This window comes from Nonlabens sp. (assembly GCF_051251825.1).
GTDB lineage: Bacteria > Bacteroidota > Bacteroidia > Flavobacteriales > Flavobacteriaceae > Nonlabens.
The window spans coordinates 1-5,930 of record NZ_JBPOGG010000030.1; the positions used below are offsets into that span (position 1 = coordinate 1).

Sequence of the window (5,930 nt, forward strand, 5' to 3'; positions counted from 1 at the left end):
TTTGTACAAGGATTAAACAAATCTGAAGCATAAGGAAAGTTATCATCGGTAAAATTTACTTCAGCAGGAACCGTCCATTTACTGCCGTCTGTTGCAGTAGACGTGCCAATTGGCGCTTCTCTACCTCTATCGCATTCAAATATATTTTGAGTTACAACTGTTGCGGGGCCTTGAGATACAGATGCTGTTCCTATATAAGTTTCTGAATTATCAGGTGTTGTATTTTTATTGTTTTGACCGTTTTTACAAGCTGTCATCGTTAAAGAAGCGAAAACAAAGAGTAGTAATGTGTTCTTTAAGTATATCATCTTATCGTAATTTTTAATTTGAGTCTACAAAGGTTAAAGTTGTTCTGTCTATAATTTTCACGGTAGCCAATGCATTCATAAATACATTGTAATCTACATTTAAACTATGTTTTTTTGGTAAAGTAGTAGGTGTTTCTGATAAGGCATAAAGAGCTATAGTATACTCATGTTTGCCTTTTCCACGAGAGCAGGGAGATGTGTAAGATATGGCTGTACCATCTTTATTAGCTCCCATAAACCAATTTCCTTTAGAAGCCATTTTATAAGGTATCCCCGTGGTTTCAGGATTTATATCCCACAATAATAGATATGAATTAATCTCTGTCTTATCATCTTTCTTTGGATAATGATACATGACGACAGCTAAAGATTTAGTGCCATAAGGTACATTTTGCCATGAAAGCGGTATGGAGTTTTCAACATCATTGACCTTCTCTTCACACTTATAATCATCAAGTAAAACACCATTCTCTATCGCTATGCTCGTTAGTTTAAAATCTGAATGAATTGTTTTAAAATCATCATGATTCACCTCTGTAGTTGCTTTTTTATTGTTTTTACAGGACATCAAACCAATAAAAAGTATAAGAACTATAAATTTTGAATATTTCATTTTTCTCTTGGTTTATAGCTTTCCACTGTTGATGTACCGTCAGGGTTTATAAATTCATAGCTATAATTGTCATCACTATCCCATTTATAATTTACGATATACTCTTTAGAATCTAAGCTGTACGTTAAGGAATATGCATTATCACCTAAAGATTCAAAATCAATGATTTCAGCACCTCGTAATGGTCTTAAAGCAGGTCTTAGCTCTTGGGTTCTAGGTTGTGGAGAAACTTGATTTTCTGGTGCCTCCGCTTTTGGGTCCAATTTTACTTCGCCTCGCATACCAGCAATAAAGTAAGGATATTCATCAATAGTATGGTATTGATAAGACCCATCTAAGTTCATTTTTCCTAAATACTCATCTAGTTTATTGGTTGTTTTTCCATACACAGGAAAACCGTCAACAGCGTAAGCTACCGGGTTGCCAGCACCAACTTGATCTTGCAGGTGTAAAGGAGGTAAATGATAATGATAATCGTCTGCACGACCACAATGTCCACCCCAATTATCTAATTCTCCTATAGCATTAGCATCTTCACCTCTATTATTTAGAGGGTTAAAAATAGGGATACCATTAACGGCAACAGCAATTGCACCTTTTAACAGGTTCGTTTTTGTAGAAAGTGGATTTTCTGCCATTTTTGGATGCGTGGGAATAGCCCAACTATTATCTCCTATATAATTTTGTTTTATCGGCACTTGTTGTTGCCAGTTGGTTATACCTACCATCATGTCATGATCTGGTAAACCATTTGATGAAACATACAGGTAATTTTCATCTGAATGCGTTGTAACACCATCAAATTTTTTAAAAAAAGCTTGCATCAGTGGAACATCATTTGCTGGTACTTGCACAGTACTTGTTTTAGCGTTATTAGTATTCTTGCAGGATACAATTAAAATAACCCCTAAACCAAGTACGCCGTGAGTTAAATACACTACTTTTTTTTGTTTTATAAGTTTAAAAATAGAAAAGGACAAAAGCAAAATACCTAAACCAATAAGGACCCAATTAAAAATTGATAAGGTTTGTGAATCAAATTCAACTCCTGTGTTAGCATTTAAAGAATGGATGAATTCACTTTTAGTTTTAATATACTTTTGGTCAGCTTCTACAAAGTCTGTAATTTGAAAAGATTGAATAGTATGATTGCCATCCATAAGCCAAATTTCACCGTTTTCATATTTAATAAAATCAGCCTGGATTATTTCGTTTGTAGTTGTTAATTCCCATTGTTTTAAAGGAATACCATGACCACCCTCATGCGAAAATAGAGGGGTGTTTAATAAAAGAAAAATGATGATTAGCAGTGTATTTTTCATATTTAAATATTTCACACAAGTATTAATAACAACTTATTCGTTTTAACCATTGAAAGGCGCATATTCTCATTTTAAAAAGGACTGTTTTATTACTTAAAATTGTGAGTAGAATTTTTAAGTTTCTATTTTTAAATTAACTCTATAGACACCAGCTTTGAGTTCCTTTTCAAAAGTGTGTTTATTTGGATATAATAACTGTAAGCGCTTTTCTAGATTAGCCAAACCAATTCCAGAACCACTTTTATCATTATCCTGTTTAGGGAAATTATGGTTTTCAATAGTGAAGTCCACTATGTTTTCCTTAATGGTCATATCTATAGAAATGATACTATTCTGGTTTGCAGAAACCCCATGTTTAAAAGCATTTTCAATCAATGATATAAACAATAGAGGCGCAATTTGAATTCCATTTTGACTAACAGGAAAACTAGATTCTATTTCTGTTTTATCCGTCAAGCGCAGCTTCATTAAATCTATATACTTCCGCATGAATTCTATTTCCTTAGAAAGTGGTACAAACTCCGTATTAGTTTCATACAATAGGTACCTCATAAGTTTCCCTAAACTATGAATTGTAGATTTTGCCTTTTCTGGGGAAATATCCACAAGAGAATAGATATTATTCAACGAATTAAAAAAGAAATGCGGCTGCAGCTGGTAACGTAAATGCTGCAATTCCGTTTGTAATTTAAAATTATCGGCTTCCTTTCGCTCTGCTTCAATTCTAACCCACTGCTTTGTTGTTTTTATAGCTATTGAAAAAAGCAAAGGTGCTGCATAAGTTATCATCTGTATGTAAATGAATAATTTAATTGGAGGGCCTCCCTTTCCACTGCTGCCAGGTTGTCTTCTTGTAATTCCTTCAAAAAAAGTATTTTCTATTTGTTCTTTGAATAGCATGAACAAAGCAATGACCACAATATTGATAACAAAAAATTGGACTGTCTTTTTTGGGAACAAGAACTTGTCTATAAGAATATAAAAGTTTAGATAAAAGATTATCGCATAAAATACCATTGGCATTAAATAATGCGCTACCAAACGATTCAAATCTTGTTCTTGCCCATAAGACAATATATATGGCATACTAAACAGCACAAGCCATACCAGAAGATGAGAAAATAGTGTTATTTTTTTGTTTTTGTACATTGTTTGCAGTTCTAACTATACTCATTACAAATATCTAATTTCCTTTAACAGGACAACCAATGGCTTTTGTTAAGTTGGGATTTGGTTTCTCACCACTTTCCAATGCTTTGATAGCATTTTCAACATACTTTTCTGTTACACTTTCAGCTGCCCTAGAATTGTTGTCGATAGCACCGATGTACTGAACTTTTCGTTCTTTGTCCAATAAAAAAACATGCGGCGTTCTTACAGCACCATATTTTGAGAAAACCTTCCCCTCATCTACTAAATAAACAAAAGGGAATCTCTTTTCGTTGGCTCTTTTTTTCATGGCTTCAAAATTTTCTTTTTCGTTTTCCGCACTACTGTTTGGATTAATTGCTACTACAGAATATCCTTTTGGAGCATATTTATTGTGTAATGCAATTAAACGGTCTTCATACATTTTTGCAAAAGGACATTCGTTGCAAGTAAATACTATTATATAACCCTTTGCATCTTTAATGTCTGACAATGAAAAGAGCTTGTCATCAATGTTTTTAAGTTTAAAATCTGTAGCAACATCGCCAATTTTATACCCCCCAATTTCCTCTATGGTTTTAGTTTGCTCAGGATTGTGACCACCTCTTGGTTGACCTTTGCGTTCGCCATTTTGCGGAGTTCCTTTTCTTTCTTGTGCGAAGGTGTTTGTAGTTATAAGAAAACTACCCAGTAAAATAATTGCTGTTAAAAATATGCTGTTCTTTTTCATTGTATTGAGTTTACTATTTTATTGTTTCGTTTATCGTATTTTCTAAATCATCCAGGCTCTCAAAAGCGTGTTCGTAAAATGAACGTTTTTTGTTATTGAACACTATGGTAAAGGGTATCGCTCCTGACCAATTGGGGTCAATTTTGTCTATCCAACTATTAGAATCAAGATCATCTAGCAATACTACTTTAGAGGCGATGCCTTTTTTCTGTAGAAAAGGTTTAAGCTTGCCTTCAATATCTTCAGGAAAATCAAGACTTACTAATAGAACTTCTACATTAGGGTTGTTTTCATCATATGCTTGAAAAATAGGCAACTCTTTTACACAAGGTGCACACCACATTGCCCAAAAATTAACGACATGGGTTTTTTCCGAGTTCGTATATAATAAAGATTCTAATGACTCAAAATCATAAATAGGTATTTCCTGTTCGTTGATGCTATTTGAGTTTACCTGTGATTGAAGGGGTGTAACACTAAAACCATAACATACAAATAAGATAAATACTCCCAGGAAGTTCTTTTTAATTGTTAAGCTATTTTTATTCATAACGTAAAGCAGTTATAGGATCTAAAGACGATGCTTTTCTTGCTGGGTACCAGCCAAAGAAGATACCTGTTACCGCACAGACCGCAAATGATATTAATATTGAATACAACGTTACACTCGTAGGCCAATGTAAGAACTTTTCAATAAAAACGGTAGCACTTAGTCCTATGAATACCCCAAGGAGTCCACCAGTAATACTTATTAATATTGCTTCAATAAGAAATTGCATCAAAATATCTGAGCCTTTGCCGCCTACCGCCATACGAAGTCCTATTTCTTTTGTTCGTTCTTTTACCGATACGTACATGATATTCATAATACCTATACCGCCTATCAATAATGAAATACTTGAAACTGCAACCAAAAGAATAGTAAGCATATCGCTGGTAGAACTAAAGGTAGAAATTAACTCTTCCATAGACCGAACTGTAAAATCATCATCTTCGGTATGTATTAATTTATGTTCTGCGCGTAGAATATCCGTCACTTCTATAACAGCATCGGCTGCATCATCTTCACTAATGGCAGATGCCATGATCTGGTTCAAATAATCAATAGCCAGAATTCGTTTTTGTACCGTGGTATAAGGAGCGATAACCACATCATCTTGATCCTGCCCAAATGTATTCTCCCCTTTTTCTTCTAAAACTCCAATAACTTTAAACGGAATATTATCAAAACGAATCATTTGACCTACAGGATCTTGACCATCAGGAAATACATTCTCTACAACGGTTTGTCCAAGAACAACAACTTTAGAGGCGGATTTTACCTCGGCATCGGTGAACATACTCCCACTTTGAAGCCCTACCACTTTAATCTCCAAATATTCTGGGTTAACACCATAGATTGTACTTGGCCAGTTATTTGCACCGTTTATTACTTGTCCGCCGCCATTTACAATAGGTGTTATATAACTTAGAAGTGTAGATTGATTTTTTATAGTTTCATAATTAGCAAGTGTTAGAGTTTGCACATCACCCCCACTACCCCTTGCAGGCCCTCTATCATCTGCCCCAGGACGTATAGTAATCATATTGGATCCCATACTTGAAATGGTACTTCTTATACTCTTTTTGGAACCTTCACCTATAGCCAACATGGCAATTACCGAAGCTACGCCAATGATAATCCCTAACATGGTCAACAAAGTTCTTGTTTTGTTAAGAATTATAGCTTTGAAAGCGATTTTAAATAGATTTAATAGTCTCATAATTAATCGTCTTGTTTAGGTAATTTTGCTAATTCTTCTGCTGCA

7 protein-coding genes are annotated in these 5,930 nt (G+C 34.3%); all 7 read right to left on the reverse strand.

Annotated features, from left to right (window positions below):
• The coding region (locus tag ACSHWW_RS14155) for a hypothetical protein (RefSeq protein ID WP_435683124.1) at positions 1-308 on the reverse strand (308 nt) is incomplete at its 3' end.
• Positions 309-321: 13 nt separating this feature from the next.
• Entirely contained in the window at positions 322-921 is a 600-nt protein-coding gene (locus ACSHWW_RS14160) for a YbhB/YbcL family Raf kinase inhibitor-like protein (RefSeq protein WP_435683125.1), read from the reverse strand.
• The gene (locus ACSHWW_RS14165) at positions 918-2,243 is read right to left on the reverse strand and encodes a YHYH protein (RefSeq protein WP_435683126.1); all 1,326 of its coding nucleotides are present in this window, start codon (positions 2,241-2,243) and stop codon (positions 918-920) included. The genes ACSHWW_RS14160 and ACSHWW_RS14165 overlap by 4 nt, the downstream gene beginning before the upstream one ends.
• 114 nt (positions 2,244-2,357) lie before the next feature.
• On the reverse strand, positions 2,358-3,392 hold the full coding sequence (locus ACSHWW_RS14170) for a sensor histidine kinase (RefSeq protein WP_435683127.1): 1,035 nt from the start codon (positions 3,390-3,392) through the stop codon (positions 2,358-2,360).
• A gap of 34 nt (positions 3,393-3,426) precedes the next feature.
• Positions 3,427-4,122 (reverse strand): thioredoxin family protein, encoded by a 696-nt coding sequence (locus tag ACSHWW_RS14175; RefSeq protein WP_435683128.1) that lies wholly within the window; start codon positions 4,120-4,122, stop codon positions 3,427-3,429.
• Between the two features lie 13 nt (positions 4,123-4,135).
• Entirely contained in the window at positions 4,136-4,672 is a 537-nt protein-coding gene (locus ACSHWW_RS14180) for a TlpA family protein disulfide reductase (protein WP_435683129.1), read from the reverse strand.
• A complete protein-coding gene (locus ACSHWW_RS14185; RefSeq protein ID WP_435683130.1) occupies positions 4,665-5,885 on the reverse strand; it encodes an ABC transporter permease in 1,221 nt (406 codons plus the stop codon). The genes ACSHWW_RS14180 and ACSHWW_RS14185 overlap by 8 nt, the downstream gene beginning before the upstream one ends.
• Positions 5,886-5,930: the final 45 nt, after the last annotated feature.